The sequence below is a fragment of the Mycobacterium sp. 236(2023) genome, assembly GCF_029623955.1.
Taxonomy (GTDB): Bacteria; Actinomycetota; Actinomycetes; order Mycobacteriales; family Mycobacteriaceae; genus Mycobacterium.
The window spans coordinates 182,520-202,215 of the sequence record NZ_JARSBP010000008.1; the positions used below are offsets into that span (position 1 = coordinate 182,520).

Here is a 19,696-nt window from a genome sequence, read left to right on the forward strand (position 1 = left end):
CACTCCCCCCGAAACGACCGAGAAAGCAACAATCGAATGACTTCAATTCAGCGTGCCTGGCACGCCTTTTTCGCCGCGGCTCTGGCCGCAGGCCTGTTCGCGGGCGCACTCGGCGCCGCGGGCGCGGCCTGGGCCCATGCCGCGCTGGTCTCCAGCGACCCCACCGCGAACGCATCGCTGCCACTTCAGCCGCCCAGCGTGAGCGCGACCTTCAACGAAACGATGCAGGCCCAGTTCGCGGCGATGACCGTGGTCGGGCCCGACGGGACGCAGTGGGCCGACGGCGAACCCACCGTCGACGGAGCCGTCATCTCCGTGGGCGTCAAGCCCGGCGGGCCGGCAGGCACGTACACGGTGAACTACCGCGCCACGTCGGCCGACGGTCACGTCGTGACCGGAGCGTGGTCCTATGAGGTCCTCCAGTCGGCGACCACGACGCAGGCACCCGCGACGTCCCCGGCCGCACCGACGACCACCGCCACCACCACGGCGGCACCTGCCGGCGATACGTCTTCAGGTGGGCTGCCGGCGTGGCCGTTCGTCCTGGGAACCACTGCGATCGTGGCCGCGGGCGCGATATGGGCGGTTCGGCGCAGGTCGTGACGCATCGCCGGGCGGTCGCCGGAGGTGTGTTGGTCACCGTCTCAGCGTGCGTCACGGCGTGGGCCCTGGCGTATCCGGCGGGCTCGTTGGGTCCGGCCCTGGTTCGCGCCGTCGCCGACGCAGCGGCCGTGGTCACCGTCGGGCTGGCGGTGCTTCCCGCACTCGATGGTCCCCGATATCGCGACGAACTCGTCCGCCGCGCGACGACGCCGCTGGTGACGGCGTCAGCGGTCTGGCTCGTCGCCGAGCTCGTCCGCCTCGTGCTCGCCGGAGCCGAGGCCGCGGGCGTCGCGGCGACCGCCCTGGACGTCGCAACGGCGTGGGAGTTCACGGTGTCCACCGCGGTCGGACGGGCCGGTCTGCTGACCGTCGTCTCCGCGGCAGGGGTGTGTGCGACGGCGGCATTGGCACGACGATCCGGCCCGGCGTCGGTCATCGTCGCAGGGTGTGCGGTTGTCGGAGTCCTGGGGCATCCGTTGACCGGACACCTCGCCGACAGTCCGCTCGGCGGCGTGGCGGTGGCGGTGCATGCCCTCGCGGCGGCGTTGTGGTGCGGAGTCCTGGCCGCGCTCGTCCTGACGGTCGATCATCGCGGGCAGTGGGCGCGGGTGCTTCCCCGCTTTTCGCAGCTCTCGCTGGTGTGCGTGGCTGTTCTCCTGGTCGGCGGGGTGTTGGGCGGCGTCGTGATGCTCGAATCGCCGGCCGAGCTGTACGGCACCGGGTACGGGCGGGTGCTCGCCGCGAAGATCGCGCTCACAGCGGTGCTGATCGTGCTGGCCTGGCGGAACCGGGAGATCTGGCTACCGTCGGCTCGCGCGCACCGCAGCACCGCGGCAGTGTCTCGGGCCCGGGCCTATGTCGAGCTGTCCCTGATGGCTGCCGCGCTGGCCGCCGCGGCGACCCTGTCGGTGACCGGCTGACGCCGAAAGTCCGGAAAGGCGACCTGGCATGATGGGGGCCATGCCAGACGAGCCGGATCGGCCAGACGAAAGTCCCGATGCCGCAACTTCACCGGCGCCGCCTCCGGTGCCTCCGGTGAAGAAGGCGGTCGCCAAGAAGGCCGCCCCGGCGAAAAAAGCTGCACCTGCAAAGAAAACTCCGGCCAAGAAGGCCCCCGCGAAAAAGGCTGCGCCCGCCAAGAAGGCGACTCCGGTCAAGAAAGCCGCCCCGGCCAAGAAAGCCGTCCCGGCGAAGAAGGTCCCGGCGACCGAGGCGACCGTAGCGTCGGCCGCGAAAGAGGCTGCTGCACAAGCGAAGACAACCGTCGCGACGGCGAGCACCGCGGTGTCGTCCGCTGCGCCCGTTCCGCGCCCGGCGCCCGAGACGTCTCGCGTTCCGGTCATCGCCGCGCTGGTGACCGGCGTGCTTGCGGTGGTCGTGGTGCTGCTTGCCGCCCGCCGTAACAGCGGCGACTGAACGAAAGTCCTTGACCTCTATGACTGTCTCTCCGCGTCCCACTGCCGACCTCGTCGACGAGATCGGCCCCGATGTCCGCAGTTGCGATCTTCAGCTGCGCCAGTTCGGCGGTCGGTCCGAGTTCGCCGGAAGGATCACCACCGTGCGGTGTTTCCAGGACAACGCATTGCTCAAGTCGGTGCTCTCGGAGCCCGGTGACGGCGGGGTGCTCGTCATCGACGGGGACGGCTCGGTGCACACCGCCCTCGTCGGTGATCTGATCGCCGAGCTCGGCCGCTCCAACGGGTGGTCGGGGCTGATCATCAACGGTGCGGTGCGCGACGCGTCGACGTTGCGCACTCTCGACCTCGGAATCAAGGCGATAGGCACGAATCCTCGAAAGAGCACCAAGACCGGTGCGGGCGTGCGCGACGAGGCCGTCGAGTTCGGCGGGGTGGTGTTCACACCGGGGGACATCGCCCACAGCGATGACGACGGCATCGTCGTCATCGCCGCGGACTGACGTCTTACGCCGGTACCCCGACGCGCTCCTTCGTGAATTCCAAAGTGCCGTCGTCGATCTTGCCGTTCCGGATCACTCGCAGATCGACAAGGTAGTTCTGTTTGAGGCGCCAGGGCGCCTTGGAGCCGGATTTCGGCAGTCTGTCGAGTGCCCGCTTGATGTACCCCGAGGTCAGGTCGACGAAGGGGAGCCGCTTGACGTCGCCACCCGGCTCGCGCGGAACCACAGTGTCGTAACCGTTTTCGTCCATGTGGCTGAGAAGTCTGCTGACGTATTCGGACGTGAGGTCGGCCTTCAGCGTCCACGAGGCGTTGGTGTAGCCGAACGTGAACGCCATGTTCGGGACGTTGGACAGCATCATGCCCTTGTACGCCACGGAGTCTGCCAGGTCTTGAGGCGATCCGTTGCGAAGCACTTGAGCGCCGCCGAAGAACTGCACGTTCAAACCCGTTGCAGTGACGATGATGTCGGCGTCGAGATGCTCACCCGAGGCAAGTTGGATGCCCTTCTCGGTGAAGCGCTCGATCTTATCGGTGACGACATCGGCCTTCCCCTTGCGAATGGCCTTGAAGATGTCGCCGTTGGGAGCCAGGCACACACGCTGGTCCCACGGTTTGTAGTCGGGCGCGAAGTGACGGTCGTAATCGAATCCTTCGGGCAGCCGACGTTCTGCCATGGTGCGCAACGCTTTACGGAACACATTGGGCAGGGTTCGAGCGAGTTGGTATTGCGCCGTAGCCGCCAGGATCGCCTTCCAACGCACCGCGGTGTAGGCAGTCTTCTCAGGCAGCAGCCGGTAGGCACGCGCGGCGAACGGATCCTTGTCGGGCAGCGATCCGATGTAGGTCGGGGTCCGCTGCAGCATCGTCACGTGTCCGGCACCGCTGTCGATCAGGGCGGGGATGAGGGTGATCGCCGTGGCCCCACTTCCGATCACCACCACGTTCTTGCCCTGGTAGTCAAGATCCTCGGGCCAGTGCTGAGGATGGATGACCGTACCGCCGAAATCGTCGGCTCCGGCGAACTCCGGCGAGAAACCTTCGTCGTAGTTGTAGTAACCACTGCATGCCCACAGGAAGCCGGCGTTGAGCTGGACCTGCTCGCCGTCGCGATCGATGGTCAGCTCCCAGCGGCGGTCCTCGTCCGACCAGTTCGCGGCGACCACCCTGTGGTCGTATCGAATGTGCTTGTCGATTCCGTTCTCGACTGCGGCTTCGTTCAGGTAGTTCCAGATGGACGGCCCGTCGGCGATCATCTGATCCGTCGCCCAGGGCTTGAAGTGGAATCCGAGGGTGTACATGTCGGAGTCCGAGCGGATGCCGGGGTACTTGAAAAGGTCCCAGGTGCCGCCGAGCTTTCCGCGGCGCTCCAGGATCGCATAGCTCTTGCCGGGTGCATTCCGTTGCAGATGCCAGGCCGCGCTAATGCCGGAGATGCCGGCTCCCACGATGACAACGTCGACAAATTCGGTCATGGCGTAAAGCTATCAACGGTGTGTCGAGTGAGTCAACACCCTGTTGAAACTTTCAACACCGTGTAAAGTCTGTCCTGTGACTGCCGCCAGCCAGACCCGGTCGACCCGAGGTCGACGCTCTGCCCGCCCCTCCGGCGACGACCGGGAGCTGGCGATTCTGGAGACCGCGGAACGACTTCTCGACGAGCGTCCGCTGTCCGAGATTTCTGTCGATGACCTGGCCAAAGGCGCCGGCATCTCGCGGCCGACCTTCTACTTCTACTTCTCGTCCAAGGACGCGGTGCTGCACAGCTTGCTCGCTCGCGTCATCGCCGACGCCGACGCCGCACTGACGCACCTGATCGAGAATCCGCCCGAAGATCGCCGCTTGATCTGGCGCACCGGCATCAACGTGTTCGTCGAGACCTTCGGCGCCCACCGGGCCGTGTGCGCGGCGGCCGTGGCCGCCCGGCCGACGGACACTGCCTCGCGGGACCTGTGGGCCATGTCGATGCAGCGGTGGATCGACCACATCACCGACGTCATCGAAACGGAGCGCGCACGCGGTGCCGCGCCGGTGACGCTGCCCGCGCGCGAACTGTCGACGGCGCTGAACCTGATGAACGAGGCGGTCATGGTGTCGTCGTTCGGCGGGCATCAGCCGGCGCTGCCGGACGATCGTGTGCTGGACAACCTCGTCCATGTCTGGACCACCACGATCTACGGTTCGACCGACTGATCTGTCGGACGGCGATGCGAACATATGTTCGTGTCGGCCGCCAGTATTCTGCACGCTGATCTCGACTCGTTCTACGCATCGGTCGAGCAGCGCGACGACCCGTCCCTGCGGGGCCGCCCGGTGCTCGTCGGCGGGGGCGTGGTGCTCGCCGCGAGCTACGAGGCGAAGGCCTACGGAGTCCGCACGGCGATGGGCGGCAGGCAGGCGCGCGCACTGTGCCCGCAGGCGATCGTGGTACCGCCGCGGATGTCGGCGTACTCGAAGGCCAGCGATGCGGTATTCGAGGTGTTCCGAGATACGAGCCCGATCGTCGAGCCGCTGTCGGTCGACGAGGCGTTCCTTGACGTCTCGGGGCTGCGCCGAGTGTCGGGCACACCGGTGCAGATCGGCGCTCGGCTGCGCGAACGGGTGCGCGACGAGGTCGGTCTGCCGATCACGGTGGGCATCGCGCGCACGAAGTTCCTCGCCAAGGTGGCCAGCCAGGAGGCCAAGCCCGATGGGCTGCTCTTAGTGCCGCCGGATCGTGAGCTGGCGTTCCTGCATCCGCTGCCGGTGCGGCGGCTGTGGGGGGTCGGCGCCAAAACCGCGGACAAGCTGCGCGCACACGGGATCGAGACGGTCGCCGACGTCGCCGAGCTGAGTGAGACGACGCTCGGCTCATTGGTCGGCGGCGCGATGGGACGCCAGCTTTTTGCGTTGTCGCACAACATCGATCGGCGACGCGTCGTCACGGGGCGGCGCAGGCGATCTGTCGGTGCGCAACGGGCGCTGGGGCGCTCAGGCAACACGATGACGGCCGACGAGGTCGACGCCGTCGTCGTCAACCTGATCGACCGGATCACCAGAAGAATGCGCAAGGCCGACCGTACGGGTCGAACTGTGGTGCTGCGTTTGAGATTTGACGACTTCGGCCGTGTGACGCGTTCGCATACCCTGGCGAGGGCGACGGCGTCGACCGACACGATTCTCGCGGCCGCCCGCAAGCTCGTCGCCGCAGCGCGGCCTCTGATATCCGAGCGTGGTCTGACGCTGGTCGGGTTCGCGGTGTCCAACATCGACCGCGACGGCGCCCAACAGATGGAGCTGCCGTTCACCGAAGCCGTCGAAGCCAGGGATTCGCTGACCATCGACCTCGCGATCGACCAGGTACGCGGACGCTACGGCAACGCGGCGCTGACGCGGGGTGTGCTGGTCGGCCGAGATCCAGGATTGGAGATGCCGATGCTGCCGGACTAGAACCGCCATTGACCTGAACAATGGTTGAGGTCGTACGGTCAGCTCCATGGTTGGACATCCATTGGGCCGCTACGGCTTCTCCATCGACGTCCGCGATGATGACAGCCATCTCGCGACGGCTTTGACCATCGAGGGGTTGGGCTTCGGCACGCTGTGGATCAACGGCGGGAAGCTCGACCGGCTGTCGCGTTTGACGGATCTCCTTGGCGCAACGACAACGTGCGCCGTCGGGTCGTCGATCATCTCGCCGGATGTATTCGGCAGCGCCGAGGTGTCGCGGATGTTCCTGCGTGCCGAGGCGACGACTCCGGGGAGGCTGGTCGTTGGCCTTGGCTCCTCACACCGGGGGCAGGCCCTCACACATCTGGGCGGCTACCTCGACGGGTTGGAAACGGTGCCGCGAGACCGAAGGTTGTTGGCCGCGTTGGGCCCTCGCGCACTGCACGCAGCCAGCGAACGGTTCGCGGGCGCAATGCCGATGCTGTTCACCCCTGCGCAGACCGCTGCGGCGCGGCAGACGCTCGGTGCGGATCGGACGCTGTCGGTGGGGTTGTACGTTGTCCTCGATGAGGACGCGGCGCAGGCTCGGTCTATTGCCAGGCGGCCGCTGAGCTTCCTGACGACGATGGCCGGATATCGGAAATCCCTGATCCGACAGGGCTTTTCAGGTGCCGATATCGACAGTCTCAGCGATCATCTCGTCGACAGCTTGGTCGCGTGGGGTACACCTCGGACGATCGTCGACCACGCCGAGCGGCTCCACGCGGCGGGCGCCGACCACGTCCACCTGACCGTGCTCGGCGAGGGCAGGCAACCCACGGGTACCGCGGCCGCGCGGCTCTTGGCAGCGGAGTTCGGTTAACTCCGCGTCCACTCCAGTAGCTTGTCCGCGGACCAGGTGTTGACGATGCGCTCGGCCTCCAGTCCGGCGTCGAGCGCGCGCTGCGCGCCGTAGCCGAGGAACTCCAGCTGCCCTGGAGCGTGGGAGTCGGTGTCGATCGAGAACACGCAGCCGATCTCCATGGCGAGATTCAGCAGACGGGTCGGTGGGTCACGGCGCTCGGGACGGGAGTTGATCTCGACTGCGGTGCCGGCGTCGCGGCAGAGACCGAAAACCTTCTCGGCGTCGAACTTCGACTCGGGTCGCGTTCCTCTTCCGCCGGTGACGAGCCGGCCGGTGCAGTGGCCCAGCACGTCGGTGTGGGGGTTGGCGACAGCTTTGAGCATGCGGCGGGTCATCGCGGGGGCGTCCATCGCGAGCTTGGAGTGGACGCTGGCGACGACGATGTCGAGGCGTTCGAGGAGTTCCTCTTCCTGGTCGAGGGACCCGTCTTCGAGGATGTCGACCTCGATGCCGGTGAGAATCCGCATGGGAGCGACCATTTCGCGGACCTCGTCGATGACGTCGAGTTGCTGGCGCAGACGGTCCGGAGACAGACCGTTGGCGACGCGCAGGCGCGGCGAGTGGTCGGTGAGGGCGCAGTATTCGTGGCCGAGGTCGCGCGCGGCCATCATCATCTCTTCGATGGGCGCGGAACCGTCAGACCAGTTGGAGTGCACGTGAAGGTCGCCGCGCAGCGCGGCGCGGATATCGCCGCCGCCGAGGTCCGCAGCGGTCTCGCGGAGTTCGACGAGGGCGTCGGGTTCGCCGCCGGCCCAGGCCTGGGCGATGACCTTGGCCGTCTTGGGCCCGATCTTGGGAAGTGACTGCCAGCTGTTGGCGGCGCCGTGCTTCTCGCGCTGGGCGTCGGTGAGGGCTTCGACGACGTCGGCGGCGTTGCGGTAGGCCATTACGCGGCGGGGGTCTTCGCGTGCGCGGTCCTTGTAGTACGCGATCTGGCGCAGCGCGATGACCGGGTCCATCTCTCCAGTGTGCCCCGATCCGGCGCGAGAAATTGGTGCGGGGAGCCCCTCTGAGCCGTTGATAGGGTCGCAGCACGGGAGGGATTCTGTAGTGGGCGTGTGGGAAGACGTCAGTGACATCGGCGGAGGCCTCGGAGGACTGCTGACGGACGTGCCCAGCCTCATCGGCAACGTCGCAGAAGGTGACGTCCACGGGATCATCACCGACGGCAGGAACGTCGTCGGGAATGTGGCCGATGTGCTCAGCGGTATGGAAGGTCTCGGCGTCACACTTGGCGAGGTTCCGAGGCGATACCTCGGCAACATCGCCAAGATCGCAGACTCGAAGATCCTCGCCGCCGCTCAACTCGCGATCGACGGTCAGAAACAACTGACCGGCGACGGCGAGCCCGAAGACGGAAGCCTCTACAAGGAATCGGCGATCCGCCTCGACGGAGCCATGAACGAGACGATCGACGCCAACAGGAAAGACGACCGCTGGGACGGCGCAGCGGCCCGCGTCTACGAGACGACCAACGACGAACACCGCAGACGGATCTCGCGCACGTCGGCTGCCGATACGGAGATCGCGTCGATCCTCGAAACTGAGGCGGGCCAGGTCGCCCGTGCCCGCAACACGCTGGATGACACCTCGCAGGCGCTCTATGACTTCGGGTTGGCCACCTCGTGGATGAACTTCGTTCCCCCGCTGATCCCCGCGAAGATGGCCGCCGACGCGACGGCCGCAGCCGGTGCGATGAGCACAACTCTGGGCACCATGGCGGTTCTTGCCAACAATGTGTTGGAGAACGCCGCCGAAGTTCGAGCCCGGATCGAGCTCTACAACGATGCTGCCGATGACACGTCGGGCGGCGACACGGGATGCGGCGGCGGTATCTTGCCTCAAGAGGCCGACCTGGCTGAGCGACCCACCCGGATCTCGAATCCCGGCGAGTACACGGTGCCCGAGTTCGATCCTGCTTACGGTCCCCCTGCCACCCCGTTCGGCACACCCAGTCGGGCGCCCCGGGCCCTCGGCGCACGGCCGCCGCAACCCGCACCCACTCTGGCGTCGAGCCCGTCCAGGCCCGCACCCCTGCCATCTCCAACGCCACCAGCACCGGCACCCAGGTCAGCCCCTGCGCCCTCATCGCTGTCACCCGCCGCGGCGGGTGCCGGAGCGCGGACCACTGAACGAGCGCCACTGACCACAGCCAAAGAACCACCGCAGACAGCGAGCACACGTGACCAGGATTGAAGATCTGAACCTCAAGGTCGTCACCGAGCACATCGACGAGTTGGCCGGACATCACGAAACAGCCGCGGACAAGATTCTCGGCGCAAACCGATTCGCGCAGGGAGTGGCGGGAAGAGTCGAAATCACGCACGGATTGATCTGTTTCGCAACGAGTTCGGCGATGGCCGATGCCGAGTCGAGCCGGTCATCTGCTGGGCAAGCCTTGCAACGCGTGTCCACCGAACTTGGAGAGAAGCTCCGGAACACTTCGGCCAACTACCAGAACACCGACTACATGAACAAACAAAAACTGAGCTCCGAATGCCAGACGTGACCGAGGCGCCGGACGACATTGAAAGCGACCTGGATGCGCTTGACGCCTCCGCATACTCGGTTGACGCGAAACCTGTTGGTGTGCTTGACGGCATCACTCTCGAGCCGGAGCACCAGGACGATGACAACGTCGAGACGCTGCTGTTCACGGCGACCAATCCCGATGGCACCGTTTCCGTGACGGCACTGATGAACGGCCAGATCCTGCGTGTCAGCCTGTCCGCGACCGTCACGTCGATGACCGAATCAATGCTGGCCGACGAAATCCTCGTTCTTGCGTCGATGTCACGGCTCCAAGCGCTGGCCGGCCAGCACGCGCTCATCGCAGCTCTGATGGGACGGCTCGGTCACGACCCCGCCGCAATACACAGTTTTCTCGAACGCGAGCTACGCCTCCCCTCACCGGAGTCCGTCAACCAGACGCGTGCAGAAATCTTCGCAAGCCGCTACTTCAGCGAGTCCGATTGACATTCGAACATTACAGACAGCTTCAGCGTCGCGTGGCGCTGTGGTTCTTGGCCTTTGGTGCACTGTCTATCGTCATTCTTCTTGTCGCTGTCGGGATTTCATCGTGCATACAGTCCGTTCAATCCGACAATGATCGTCGCCTTCCCGACTATGCCCGTGCCGACAACTGGACCCCGCCACATCAGACCTTCCTGCAATCGTCTATGCGGGCAAAGCCTGTACCTGGCTGGAGAATTTCGACGAATGATCTCGGACTTGCGCCCGGTGCCCGAATCGCCACCGACCAGATGCCGGTCCATTCCCAGCCGCTTATCGGCAACATCGGTGAGCGAGCGTTCCTCCTCGCGTCCAGCGGAGACGATCCTGAAGTCGTCTGGTCGCTCATCGGCTTGAATGTGGAGACAGGGCAACAATTGTTCCCATCCCTGCGACTCAAGAACGGGGATGAGCCTCACTGCTATCTCAACGGACCCGATACGCTGCTCTGCATCACCAGCGATCTCGAGAACCGCACTGCGTGGGTCATCGACTCGCACTCCGGCGCCGTCACCTACGTCGGTCCCACGGAACTGGCCATGCGGCCAAACGATCTGAACGTTCAGCAGGTCGGCATCTACGCGGTCGCGGAATCCGTCGACGAGGGCATCTACGGCATCGGTCCGCGCGCCGAACCTACATGGTTTGTCCCGGGCGCCGGTGATACTTCGCCCCTCTACGTGAACGGACTCGATATCGATCAACCTCCGTTGGCATTCCAGACAGTCCTGGGGTACGACACCTTCGAGAGGACGCTCTTTTCAGTCACCGACGGTCGTGTGATCGAGCCTGAGATCCCCGATGCATCCGAGATAGTGAGCATTCAGTTGTTCCCGGGCGGCTTTGCCGCTGAGGTACAACCCCGTGGTCAGCGGACCCCAGACTCCGAGATCCTCCTCTTCGACGAAGAGGGCAGAAAAACAACAGATGTGGACCTCGGTAGGACTGGAATTCCTATCGAGCTTCCTGTGTTCGAGTCGCCTGTTATCAAGAACCAGTCATGGCGTCTCTTCACCCCCGACGGCGGACTTCTTGCGGAAACCGCCGAGCCACCCGTCCGCCTGCTGGGATCACGGCTGATCGTCGACGCCGATGAGTCTTCAACCCGGTCATGGGGCCAGTACGACATCCATACTGGAGCTAAGGGCAAGCGCTGCAACAACCTCGATATGGACTCTGGCTACATCGGGTACGACGGAAAAAGCATCGCTGTCACGTCCGACGGCAATCAGACCGTCGGGCTCGACACTGAGGCAACGGATTTCGACACCTGCGAGCGCCTGTGGACGATCAGCTCTCCGCCGGGTTCGTTCCGTGACGTATGGCGGATCAACACCACGCTCATCCAATTGTCCGATGATGGAACGGAATTGATGTCCCTCGTCGCGCCTAGCTAGTCCAGGCTGGATCCCGGCCGGTCAGTGCGACCACGCGGTCCATCAGCGGAGCGTCTTCGGGCACCGGGACCGCTGCCCCGAATAGGCCCTCGATGGGCTCACCTCCGGAGAACGAGGCGACGTGCTCCTGCACGGCGGCCAATGTCTCGTCCGGCACGTCGTAGCTCAACCCGGCCGAGACGGCGACGTCCCACCCGTGCACCACAACTTCCGTCAGCGCGATCATCCCGCCGACATCGGCCGGGAAGTCGACGCCGCCAGCCCGAGACATTCCTTCCCACGCCGCGGGCTCACGCCACGCGTCGGCCAGGCCGGCGAGATACTCCGGGTAGGCCGTGCGCCAGTTCGTGTCAGGGCCGTCGCCCATTTCCGGCGGGGTGTCGGTCAGCTCCCCGAACTCTTTCCGGGCGGCCGCATCGAAGGCCAAAGAGAGCCCGCCGATGTGGGCGATCAGCGCACCCAGGTTCATACCGCCACACGGGGTGGCCGCAGCCAGTTGATCGTCGCTCACCTGGCCGAGCAGTTTGGCTGTGCCTTCGCACGCCGCGGTCATATCGATCATGTCGGTACTGACCCGGGTGCCGGGAAGAACTCATCGCAGGAATTCAGGAAACGGGACTAGCCTTGGAAGGCGTGCGATTCGCCTTCAAAACCTCCCCTCAGAACACCACGTGGTCCGACATGCTCGGCATCTGGAAAGTCGCCGACGACATCGATGTCTTCGAGTCGGGCTGGACCTTCGACCACTTCTATCCGATCTTCTCCGACTCGAAGGGTCCCTGCCTCGAAGGCTGGGTCACCCTCACCGCCCTCGCCCAGGCCACCACGCGCCTCCGGGTCGGAGTGCTCGTCACCGGCATCCACTATCGCCACCCCGCGGTGCTCGCCAACATGGCTTCCGCGCTCGACATCGTTTCCAATGGCCGCCTCGAACTCGGTATCGGCGCGGGCTGGAACGAGGAGGAGTCCGGGGCGTACGGCATCGAACTGGGCAGCATCAAAGAGCGGTTCGACCGGTTCGAGGAAGCCTGCCAGATTCTCAAGGGCTTACTGAGCCAGGAGACGACGACGTTCGACGGCAAGTTCTATCAGCTCAAGGACGCGCGCAACGAGCCCAAAGGTCCGCAGCAGCCTCATCCCCCGATCTGCATCGGCGGTAGCGGCGAGAAGCGGACGTTGCGGATCACCGCGCAGTACGCCGATCACTGGAATTTCGTCGGCGGCACCCCTGAGGAGTTCGCCCGTAAGCGCGATGTCCTCGCCGGGCACTGCGCGGACATCGGCCGCGACCCGAAGGAGATCATGCTGTCCGCTCATGTGCGCCTCGGCGAGGACCATGATCTCGACAAGGTGGTCGCGGAGGCCGCCGGACTGGGAGCAGAAGGCCTGGATCTCGCGATCATCTATTTGCCGCCGCCCTACGATCCCGCCGTTTTGGAGCCGTTGGCCGACAAGATCAGGGCATGCGGCCTGCTCGGCAGCAAAGACCAATGACGATCACGAAACGATAACGGTTAAGCAAACATCCGGTCACACGCCGAGGTCGGGGCGTAACCAGCCGGTCGAGAGTTCGCTAGACGCCGTAACGAATGAGTTCGTCGGCGGTGATCAACCGCTCGGCTTTCGCGGGAAACTCGCGGCTCTTGACCGGGTGACGGAACAATGTCCAGGCGATTCGACCCACCCGTGTCCGGGTAATCGGGGTGATGTACATGGCGATTACTCCTGCGGTGTGCAATAGCTGAACCGGGAAGCTACGTTACCCCAGCCCTCTCACCAAGTCATTAGATACCTGCCTCTCGGCAAACTCATGGAGGCACGCCGATTAATGATCGGATGTTTTTGTTGGGACTGGAGTGACAGATGTGACTTCGCGAGATGCTTCTGAGATATCAAGATCACCGGCAGTGGACGACCGACACCGCAAGGAGTGACGAGCACCACAACTCGCGAAGCCGCCGCCACAGTGGTGGAACCCGACGAGCTCCTACCGTGGGTGCGGTTTCGCGACGACGCGCTAGCGCTGAGGCACAGCCGTGGGCTTGATCGGCGCCGGCAGCGCCGAGGCACCCATCAGATGCTTGTCCACCGCGGCTGCGGCCGCACGGCCCTCCGCGATGGCCCACACGATCAGCGACTGCCCGCGACCCATGTCGCCGGCAACGTAGACACCGGGCACAGACGTCGCGAACGCCGAATCGCGCCCGACGTTGCCACGCTCGTTGATCTCGACGCCGAGGTCGGTCAGCAGCCCCTCACGCTCGGGTCCCGTGAAGCCCATCGCCAGCAGCACCAGTTCGGCGTCCATGTCGAAGTCCGATCCCTCGACCTTCTCGAACTTGCCGGCCTTCATCTCGACCTCACAGCCGCGGAGGCCCTTCACCCGCCCATCCTCGCCGTAAAACTCCTCGGTGTTGACGGAGTAGACCCGTTCGCCGCCCTCTTCGTGGGCCGAGGTGACGCGGTACATCAGCGGGTAGGTCGGCCATGGGGTCGAGTCGGCGCGCGTCTCCGGCGGCCGCGGCATGATCTCGAACTGGTGCACGCTGGCCGCGCCCTGGCGGTGCGACGTGCCCAGGCAGTCGGCGCCGGTGTCGCCACCGCCGATGATGATGACCTTCTTGTCCTTGGCGGTGATCGGCGGCTCGCCGTTCTCGTCGAGAACGTCGTCACCGAGCTGGACGCGGTTGGCCCAAGGCAGGAATTCCATCGCCTGATGGATGCCGTCCAGGTCGCGCCCGGGGATCGGCAGGTCACGGCGCGCCGTCGCGCCGCCGGCGAGCACCACCGCGTCGAACTCCGAACGCAGCTGTGCCGCCGTGATATCCACGCCGACGTTCACGCCGACGCGGAATTCCGTTCCCTCCGCGCGCATCTGCTCGAGGCGCCGGTCGATGTGGCGCTTCTCCATCTTGAACTCCGGGATGCCGTAGCGCAGCAGACCACCGATGCGGTCGTCGCGCTCGAACACCGTCACCTTGTGGCCCGCGCGCGTGAGCTGTTGCGCCGCAGCCAGACCCGCAGGCCCTGAGCCGACCACGGCAACGGACTTGCCGGTCAGCTTGGTCGGGGGTAGCGGGACGACCCAGCCCTCGTCGAAGGCGTTGTCGATGATCTCGACCTCGACCTGCTTGATGGTCACCGGGTCCTGGTTGATGCCCAGCACACAGGACCCCTCGCACGGAGCGGGACACAGCCGACCGGTGAACTCCGGGAAGTTGTTGGTCGCGTGCAGCCGCTCGATGGCGTCGCGCCAACGGTCGGTGCGAACCAGGTCGTTCCACTCCGGGATCAGGTTCCCCAACGGGCAACCGTTGTGGCAGAACGGGATACCGCAATCCATGCAGCGCCCGGCCTGCGACTTGAGGGTGTCCTCGGAGAACTCCTCGTAGACCTCTTTCCAGTCCTTGAGGCGAAGGTCGACCGGACGGCGCTGCGGCGTCTCGCGGTGGGTGTTCTTCAGGAATCCGCGCGGGTCAGCCATTTGCGGCCGCCATGATCGCCTCGGCAACGCCGTTCTCGTCGGCACCCTTGGCTTCCGCGTCCGCGATCGCCTGCAGCACCCGCTTGTAGTCGCGCGGCATGACCTTCTTGAAGTTGCTCAACTCTTGGCTCCAATCGGCCAGGATCCGCTGTCCCACCGGGGAATCGGTGGCATCGACGTGCGCCTGGATCATGTCGTGAACGAAAACAGCGTCCTCGGAGTCACTACCGCCCATGTCCTCGATCGCGACCATCTCTGCGTTGAGGTTGTCGGCGAGGACATCGCTCGGGTCGTAGACGTAGCCGATGCCGCCCGACATTCCCGCGGCGAAGTTGCGGCCGGTCTGGCCGAGGATGACGACTCGTCCGCCGGTCATGTACTCGCAACCGTGGTCGCCGACACCCTCGACCACTGCGTGGGCGCCGGAGTTGCGGACGGCGAAGCGCTCGCCCACCTGTCCGCGGAGGAACATCTGCCCGCTGGTGGCGCCGAAGAGCACCACGTTGCCGGCGATGATGTTGTCCTCGGCCGCATAGTCCTCGGGCGCGCCCTCGGGTGGCCGCACCACGACCCGCCCGCCCGACAGTCCCTTGCCGACGTAGTCGTTGGCGTCGCCGTACACCCGCAGCGTGATGCCCTTGGGGACGAACGCGCCGAAGCTGTTACCCGCCGAACCGTTGAACGTGATGTCGATGGTGCCGTCCGGAAGTCCCTGGCCGCCATAGGCCTTGGTGACCTCGTGGCCCAGCATCGTGCCGACCGTGCGGTTGACGTTCGCGATGGTCGTCGAGAAACGCACCGGGGTCCCGTGGTCGATCGCCTCGCGGCTCTGGGTGATGAGCTGCTGATCGAGCGCCTTGTCGAGGCCGTGATCCTGACGGGAGCTGCAGTACAGATCCTGGTTCATGAACGCCGACTCGGGCTCGTGCAGGACAGGCGCGAGGTCGAGCTTGTGCGCCTTCCAGTGCTCGGCGGCCTGCGTGGTGTCCAGCGCGGCGACCTGTCCGACCATCTCGTTGACGGTGCGGAAGCCCAACTGCGCCATGAGTTCCCGGACTTCTTCGGCGATGAAGAGGAAGAAGTTCTCGACGAACTCGGGCTTGCCGTTGAAGCGCTGGCGCAGCAACGGGTTCTGGGTGGCCACGCCGACGGGGCAGGTGTCGAGGTGGCAGACGCGCATCATGATGCAGCCCGCCACCACCAGAGGCGCTGTCGCGAAACCGAATTCCTCGGCACCGAGCAGCGCGGCGACCACGACGTCGCGGCCCGTCTTGAGCTGACCGTCGACCTGCACGACGATCCTGTCGCGAAGTCCGTTGAGCAGCAACGTCTGCTGGGTCTCGGCAAGGCCGAGCTCCCATGGCGCGCCTGCGTGCTTCATCGACGTCAGCGGCGTCGCACCGGTGCCACCGTCGTGGCCGGAGATCAGCACGACGTCGGCGTGCGCCTTGGACACACCTGCCGCGACCGTGCCGACACCGTTTTCCGAGACCAGCTTCACGTGGACGCGCGCCTGCGGGTTGGCGTTCTTCAGGTCGTGGATCAGCTGCGCCAGATCCTCGATCGAGTAGATGTCGTGGTGGGGCGGTGGCGAGATCAGACCGACGCCCGGCGTCGAGTGACGCACCTCGGCCACCCACGGGTACACCTTGTGCCCCGGAAGCTGGCCGCCCTCACCAGGTTTCGCGCCCTGGGCCATCTTGATCTGGATGTCGGTGCAGTTCGTCAGGTAGTGCGACGTCACACCGAACCGGCCCGACGCCACCTGCTTGATGGCGCTGCGCCGCCAGTCACCGTTCTCGTCATACTCGAAGCGGTTGACGTTCTCGCCGCCCTCGCCGGAGTTCGACCGTCCGCCAAGGCGATTCATCGCGATGGCGAGGGTCTCGTGGGCTTCTGCGGAGATCGAGCCGTAGCTCATCGCACCTGTCGAGAATCGCTTGACGATCTCGGTGGCCGGCTCGACCTCCTCGATCGGCACCGGAGGACGCTCGCCGTCGCGGAACTTCAGCAGCCCGCGCAGCGAGGCCATGCGCTCGCTCTGATCATCGACCAGCTGCGTGTACTCCTTGAAGATCGAGTACTGGCCGGTGCGGGTTGCGTGCTGCAGCTTGAACACCGTGTCCGGGTTGAACAGGTGATACTCGCCCTCGCGGCGCCACTGGTACTCGCCGCCGACCTCGAGCTCGCGGTGTGCCCACTCGTCGGGGCGGTCAAGGTAGGCCAGCGCGTGGCGGGCCGAGATGTCGTCGGCGATGTCGTCGAGGTCGATCCCGCCGACCGGGCAGGCCAGCCCGCTGAAGTACTCGTCGAGCACCTTCTGGCTGATGCCGATGGCCTGGAACAACTGTGCGCCGGTGTAGGACGCCAGCGTGGAGATGCCCATCTTGGACATCACCTTCAGCACGCCCTTGCCTGCGGCCTTGACGTAGTTGGCCTTGGCTTGATCGCTGGAGATGTCGGCGATGACACCGCGATCGCACATGTCCTCGATCGATTCGAACGCCATGTACGGGTTGATCGCGGCCGCGCCGAATCCGACGAGGGCCGCCATGTGGTGCACCTCGCGGGCGTCGCCGGCCTCGACGACGAGGCCGACCTGGGTGCGGGTGCGGTCCCGGACGAGGTGGTGGTGCACCGCCGAAACGCTCAGCAGCGACGGGATGGGGGCCATCGACTCGTCGGACTCGCGGTCGGACAGCACGATGATGCGGGCGCCGTCGCGGATCGCGGACGACACCTTCGCGCGGACGTTGTCGAGTGCCTCTTTGAGCCCCTGGCCGCCCCGGTTGACGGGGTACAGGCAGCGGATGACGGCGGCGCGCAGGCCGTGCTTGTGTCCGCGGATCTCGTGATCGGGGTCGACGCACATGAGCTTGGACAGCTCGGCGTTGCGCAGGATCGGGTTCGACAGGATGATCTGGCGGCACGAGTCGGCGTTCGGGTTCAGCAGGTCGCCCTCGGGGCCGACGGTGCCGGAGAGGCTGGTCACGACCTCTTCGCGGATCGCATCGAGCGGCGGGTTGGTGACCTGGGCGAACAGCTGCTGGAAGTAGTCGTAGAACATCCGCGGCCGCGCCGACAGGACGGCGATGGGGGTGTCGGTGCCCATCGAGCCCAGCGCTTCGGCACCGGTGCGGGCCATCGGCGCGACGAGCAGGTTCAGTTCCTCGTAGGTGTAACCGAAGATCTGCTGGCGCAGCACCACGCGGTGGTGCGGCATCCGCTTGTAGTCGCCCTGCGGCAGCTCGTCGAGGTGGAACAGGCCGGCGTCGAGCCATTCCTGGTAGGGCTGCTCGTCGGCGAGCTGCGCCTTGATCTCCTCGTCGGACACGATGCGTCCCTGCGCGGTGTCGACGAGAAACATCCGGCCCGGCTGCAGACGCATCTTCTTGACGACGGTGCTCGGGTCGAGGTCGAGGACGCCGGCTTCGGACGCCATGACCACGAGGCCGTCGTTGGTGACCCAGATCCGCGACGGGCGCAGGCCGTTGCGGTCGAGCACGGCGCCGATGACGGTGCCGTCGGTGAAGCACACCGAGGCGGGGCCGTCCCACGGCTCCATCAGCGAGGAGTGGTACTGGTAGAACGCCCGCCGCGCGGGGTCCATCGACTCGTGCCGCTCCCACGCTTCCGGGATCATCATCAGCACGGCGTGGGGCAGGCTGCGGCCGCCCAGATGCAGAAGCTCAAGGACCTCGTCGAAGCGTGCGGTGTCCGAAGCGCCCGGCGTACAGACGGGGACGATCTTGTCGAGGTCGTCTCCAGAACCGAAGACGTCCGTCTTGATCAGCGCTTCGCGCGCCCTCATCCAGTTCTCGTTGCCGGTGACGGTGTTGATCTCACCGTTGTGGGCGACGCGGCGGAACGGGTGGGCCAGCGGCCACGACGGGAACGTGTTCGTCGAGAAGCGCGAGTGGACGATGCCGAGCGCGCTGGTGAGCCGCTCGTCCTGAAGGTCGAGGTAGAACGCCCGCAGCTGCGGGGTGGTCAGCATGCCCTTGTAGACGAACGTCTGCCCGGACAGGCTCGGGAAGTACACGGTCTCGCGCCCGGGGCCGTCCTGGCCGGGGCCCTTGGTGCCGAGTTCGTGTTCGGCGCGCTTGCGCACGACGTAGGCGCGGCGCTCGAGCTCCATCCCCTCGGCGCCGGCGATGAACACCTGGCGGAACGTCGGCATCGCGTCACGCGCGAGCGCGCCGAGCGAGGAATCGTCGGTAGGTACGTCGCGCCAGCCGAGCACCGTCAGCCCTTCGGCCTCCGCGATCTTCTCGACCTGTTCGCACGCGGCGGCGGCGTCCTTGGAGGACTGTGGCAGGAACGCGATGCCGGTGGCGTAACTGCCAGGCTCGGGCAGCTCGAAGTCGACAACGGCCCGGAAGTACTCGTCAGGAACCTGCAGGAGGATGCCCGCACCGTCACCGGTGTTGGGTTCGGCGCCCTGGGCGCCGCGGTGCTCGAGGTTCAGCAGCGCGGTGATCGCCTTATCGACGATGTCGCGGCTTCGACGGCCGTGGATATCGGCGACCATCGCGACGCCGCACGAGTCGTGCTCGAACGCGGGGTTGTAAAGGCCCTGACGACTGGGCGCCATTCCCACCTACCTCTTTGAGCACACATCTCGACGTGGAAGTTACGGACGGCAACCGATGCCGAGAGTGTTAGCCGGTCTGGCGGAGGGGGTGCCTTCGTGCAGCACTGAACGACGGCCCTTTTTCCACGCGCCACAAGTGGTGAAAACGATATGACAAAAGGGTCCTGACATGCCAACTTAGTCCAACCTAACTAAGTTCGCCGACCTACCTGCGACCGCAAACCCGCCGCTTCCACATAACAAGTGAATAACGTTGCCGCTGACCCACTTTCAGCTACCCGGCGCGGATGCCCGCCGGGTGAGGCATTCGTCACACCCATGGGAGCCGGCCAGAACGAATTTGCTGGGACGCGGCG

General features: G+C 65.6%; 17 protein-coding genes. 12 read left to right on the forward strand and 5 right to left on the reverse strand.

Annotated features, from left to right (window positions below):
• Positions 1–36 precede the first annotated feature (36 nt).
• From P9A17_RS27540 to rraA, 4 genes are read left to right on the forward strand one after another with little or no spacing between them, the layout of a single operon-like run.
• Complete coding sequence (locus P9A17_RS27540) at positions 37–603, forward strand: copper resistance CopC family protein (RefSeq protein WP_278041943.1); 567 nt, start codon at positions 37–39, stop codon at positions 601–603.
• A complete protein-coding gene (locus P9A17_RS27545; protein ID WP_278041944.1) occupies positions 579–1,523 on the forward strand; it encodes a CopD family protein in 945 nt (314 codons plus the stop codon). Before P9A17_RS27540 ends, P9A17_RS27545 begins: the two co-directional genes overlap by 25 nt.
• Positions 1,524–1,563: 40 nt before the next feature.
• Complete coding sequence (locus P9A17_RS27550; RefSeq protein ID WP_278041945.1) at positions 1,564–2,019, forward strand: hypothetical protein; 456 nt, start codon at positions 1,564–1,566, stop codon at positions 2,017–2,019.
• A gap of 19 nt (positions 2,020–2,038) precedes the next feature.
• A complete protein-coding gene (gene rraA / locus P9A17_RS27555) occupies positions 2,039–2,521 on the forward strand; it encodes a ribonuclease E activity regulator RraA (protein ID WP_278041946.1) in 483 nt (160 codons plus the stop codon).
• 4 nt (positions 2,522–2,525) lie between these two features.
• On the opposite strand, the gene P9A17_RS27560 is transcribed toward rraA, so the two are convergent.
• Complete coding sequence (locus P9A17_RS27560; RefSeq protein WP_278041947.1) at positions 2,526–3,995, reverse strand: NAD(P)/FAD-dependent oxidoreductase; 1,470 nt, start codon at positions 3,993–3,995, stop codon at positions 2,526–2,528.
• 76 nt (positions 3,996–4,071) lie between these two features.
• Between P9A17_RS27560 and P9A17_RS27565 the strand changes: the two genes are divergently transcribed.
• From P9A17_RS27565 to P9A17_RS27575, 3 genes are read left to right on the forward strand one after another with little or no spacing between them, the layout of a single operon-like run.
• Complete coding sequence (locus P9A17_RS27565; RefSeq protein ID WP_278041948.1) at positions 4,072–4,713, forward strand: TetR/AcrR family transcriptional regulator; 642 nt, start codon at positions 4,072–4,074, stop codon at positions 4,711–4,713.
• A gap of 24 nt (positions 4,714–4,737) precedes the next feature.
• Positions 4,738–5,949 (forward strand): DNA polymerase IV, encoded by a 1,212-nt coding sequence (dinB, locus tag P9A17_RS27570; RefSeq protein ID WP_278041949.1) that lies wholly within the window; start codon positions 4,738–4,740, stop codon positions 5,947–5,949.
• 46 nt (positions 5,950–5,995) lie between these two features.
• The gene (locus P9A17_RS27575; RefSeq protein ID WP_278041950.1) at positions 5,996–6,811 is read left to right on the forward strand and encodes a TIGR03620 family F420-dependent LLM class oxidoreductase; all 816 of its coding nucleotides are present in this window, start codon (positions 5,996–5,998) and stop codon (positions 6,809–6,811) included.
• Here the strand turns inward: P9A17_RS27575 and P9A17_RS27580 are convergent.
• Complete coding sequence (locus P9A17_RS27580) at positions 6,808–7,812, reverse strand: PHP domain-containing protein (RefSeq protein WP_278041951.1); 1,005 nt, start codon at positions 7,810–7,812, stop codon at positions 6,808–6,810. The genes P9A17_RS27575 and P9A17_RS27580 overlap by 4 nt on opposite strands.
• 91 nt (positions 7,813–7,903) lie before the next feature.
• On the opposite strand from P9A17_RS27580, the gene P9A17_RS27585 reads away from it, so the two are divergent.
• The 4 genes from P9A17_RS27585 to P9A17_RS27600 are packed head-to-tail and all read left to right on the forward strand — an operon-like array spanning position 7,904 to position 11,262.
• Positions 7,904–9,049 (forward strand): EspA/EspE family type VII secretion system effector, encoded by a 1,146-nt coding sequence (locus P9A17_RS27585; RefSeq protein ID WP_278041952.1) that lies wholly within the window; start codon positions 7,904–7,906, stop codon positions 9,047–9,049.
• Positions 9,036–9,362, forward strand: a complete 327-nt coding sequence (locus P9A17_RS27590) for an ESX-1 secretion-associated protein (RefSeq protein ID WP_278041953.1) — start codon at positions 9,036–9,038, stop codon at positions 9,360–9,362. The genes P9A17_RS27585 and P9A17_RS27590 overlap by 14 nt, the downstream gene beginning before the upstream one ends.
• Positions 9,359–9,829: a YbaB/EbfC family DNA-binding protein gene (locus P9A17_RS27595; RefSeq protein ID WP_278041954.1), complete on the forward strand. Its 471-nt coding sequence runs from the start codon at positions 9,359–9,361 to the stop codon at positions 9,827–9,829. Before P9A17_RS27590 ends, P9A17_RS27595 begins: the two co-directional genes overlap by 4 nt.
• A 32-nt stretch (positions 9,830–9,861) precedes the next feature.
• Positions 9,862–11,262: a hypothetical protein gene (locus P9A17_RS27600; protein WP_278041955.1), complete on the forward strand. Its 1,401-nt coding sequence runs from the start codon at positions 9,862–9,864 to the stop codon at positions 11,260–11,262.
• On the opposite strand, the gene P9A17_RS27605 is transcribed toward P9A17_RS27600, so the two are convergent.
• Positions 11,255–11,824, reverse strand: a complete 570-nt coding sequence (locus P9A17_RS27605) for a TIGR03086 family metal-binding protein (RefSeq protein WP_278041956.1) — start codon at positions 11,822–11,824, stop codon at positions 11,255–11,257. The genes P9A17_RS27600 and P9A17_RS27605 overlap by 8 nt on opposite strands.
• 71 nt (positions 11,825–11,895) lie before the next feature.
• On the opposite strand from P9A17_RS27605, the gene P9A17_RS27610 reads away from it, so the two are divergent.
• Positions 11,896–12,756 carry an LLM class F420-dependent oxidoreductase gene (locus tag P9A17_RS27610; protein WP_278041957.1) on the forward strand — a complete coding sequence of 287 codons (861 nt, stop codon included), beginning with the start codon at positions 11,896–11,898 and terminating at the stop codon, positions 12,754–12,756.
• A 523-nt stretch (positions 12,757–13,279) separates the two neighbouring features.
• Here the strand turns inward: P9A17_RS27610 and P9A17_RS27615 are convergent.
• Both P9A17_RS27615 and gltB read right to left on the reverse strand, forming a co-directional pair.
• Positions 13,280–14,746, reverse strand: a complete 1,467-nt coding sequence (locus P9A17_RS27615; RefSeq protein ID WP_278041958.1) for a glutamate synthase subunit beta — start codon at positions 14,744–14,746, stop codon at positions 13,280–13,282.
• The gene (gene gltB, locus P9A17_RS27620) at positions 14,739–19,340 is read right to left on the reverse strand and encodes a glutamate synthase large subunit (protein WP_278041959.1); all 4,602 of its coding nucleotides are present in this window, start codon (positions 19,338–19,340) and stop codon (positions 14,739–14,741) included. The genes P9A17_RS27615 and gltB overlap by 8 nt, the downstream gene beginning before the upstream one ends.
• Positions 19,341–19,696 lie beyond the last annotated feature (356 nt).

Coding starts and splice junctions, on each gene's coding strand:
- P9A17_RS27540 (WP_278041943.1), top strand. CDS start 37: ATGACTTCAATTCAGCGTGCCTGGCACGCCTTTTTCGCCGCGGCTCTG.
- P9A17_RS27545 (WP_278041944.1), top strand. CDS start 579: ATGGGCGGTTCGGCGCAGGTCGTGACGCATCGCCGGGCGGTCGCCGGA.
- P9A17_RS27550 (WP_278041945.1), top strand. CDS start 1,564: ATGCCAGACGAGCCGGATCGGCCAGACGAAAGTCCCGATGCCGCAACT.
- rraA (WP_278041946.1), top strand. CDS start 2,039: ATGACTGTCTCTCCGCGTCCCACTGCCGACCTCGTCGACGAGATCGGC.
- P9A17_RS27560 (WP_278041947.1), bottom strand. CDS start 3,995: ATGACCGAATTTGTCGACGTTGTCATCGTGGGAGCCGGCATCTCCGGC.
- dinB (WP_278041949.1), top strand. CDS start 4,738: ATGTTCGTGTCGGCCGCCAGTATTCTGCACGCTGATCTCGACTCGTTC.
- P9A17_RS27575 (WP_278041950.1), top strand. CDS start 5,996: ATGGTTGGACATCCATTGGGCCGCTACGGCTTCTCCATCGACGTCCGC.
- P9A17_RS27580 (WP_278041951.1), bottom strand. CDS start 7,812: ATGGACCCGGTCATCGCGCTGCGCCAGATCGCGTACTACAAGGACCGC.
- P9A17_RS27605 (WP_278041956.1), bottom strand. CDS start 11,824: ATGATCGATATGACCGCGGCGTGCGAAGGCACAGCCAAACTGCTCGGC.
- P9A17_RS27615 (WP_278041958.1), bottom strand. CDS start 14,746: ATGGCTGACCCGCGCGGATTCCTGAAGAACACCCACCGCGAGACGCCG.
- gltB (WP_278041959.1), bottom strand. CDS start 19,340: ATGGCGCCCAGTCGTCAGGGCCTTTACAACCCCGCGTTCGAGCACGAC.